Origin of the sequence: Streptomyces calidiresistens (genome assembly GCF_014141525.1) — a bacterium.
Taxonomy (GTDB): Bacteria; Actinomycetota; Actinomycetes; order Streptomycetales; family Streptomycetaceae; genus Streptomyces; species Streptomyces calidiresistens.
Genome location: NZ_VKHS01001235.1, coordinates 1 through 1077, shown reverse-complemented (window position 1 = coordinate 1077; position 1077 = coordinate 1). Strand labels below are relative to the sequence as shown.

Sequence of the window (1077 nt, the reverse complement as noted above, 5' to 3'; positions counted from 1 at the left end):
GGGCTCGGCGGACGGAAGGGGACGGGTCCTCATCCCGCTCATGGGGTGACCTCCTCGGCGGTGGGACGGTTGGCGGTGGCGGGACGGTTCGCGGGCCCCTCGCCGGAGGTCCGATCGTCGGCGCCGGAGGGGCGACCGGTCAGCCGCAGGAAGACCTCGTCGAGGGTGGGGCGGCGCAGTCCGATGTCCTCCACGGCCGTGCCCCGCTCGTGGAGTTCCCGGGTGACCCCGGTCAGCGCGGCCATCCGGTCCCGGACGGGGGCGTGCACCCGCAACTCGTCCTCCTCGACCACCGGCTCGGCGTCCGCGGTGATCCGGATCAGGACGGCGAGGGCGGTCGGCAGGTCGGCCGGCTCGCGGACGACGACCTCGATCCGGTCGCCCCCGACGGCCCGCTTGAGGCCGGTGGGGGTGTCCTCGACCACCTTGCGCCCGTGGTCCACGAGCGCGATCCGGTCCGACAGGCGGTCCGCCTCGTCCAGGTAATGGGTGGTCAGCACCACGGTGGTGCCGCCGCGCACCAGCTCGCGGACGGTTTCCCACACCTCCATCCGGCCGCGCGGGTCCAGGCCGGTGGTCGGTTCGTCGAGGAAGAGCACCTCGGGGGCGAGGATCATGCTCGCCGCCAGGTCCAGACGGCGGCGCATCCCGCCGCTGAACGTGGCGGGCGCGCGGTCGGCGGCCTCCGTGAGGTCGAACCGTTCCAGCAGTTCATCGGCGCGGCGTCGGGCCCGCCGGGCGTCGAGGTGGAAGAGACGGCCGAACATCTCCAGGTTGCGGCGGGCGGGGAGGATCTCGTCCACCGCCGACTCCTGGCCGGTCAGTCCGATGCGCCGGCGTACCTCCCGGGGAGCGGTGACGACGTCGTGACCGGCGACCACCGCGCGCCCGGCGGTGGGACGCAGCAGGGTCGTGAGGATGCGGACGCAGGTGGTCTTGCCCGCGCCGTTGGGGCCCAGGAGGCCGAGGACGGTGCCCCGGGGCACGGCCAGGTCGAGGCCGTCGAGGGCGACCTTGTCGCCCCAGCGCTTGGTGAGTCCTTCGGCCAGCACCGAGTAGCCCCTGCCCTGTCTCTTA

The 1077-nt window shown here is 74.0% G+C and carries 1 protein-coding gene; it reads right to left on the bottom strand.

The genetic code is table 11. From position 1 onward, the window contains the following. Positions 1–38: 38 nt before the first annotated feature. Entirely contained in the window at positions 39–1052 is a 1014-nt protein-coding gene (locus tag FOE67_RS26595) for an ATP-binding cassette domain-containing protein (RefSeq protein WP_182667373.1), read from the bottom strand. Between the last annotated feature and the right edge of the window lie 25 nt (positions 1053–1077).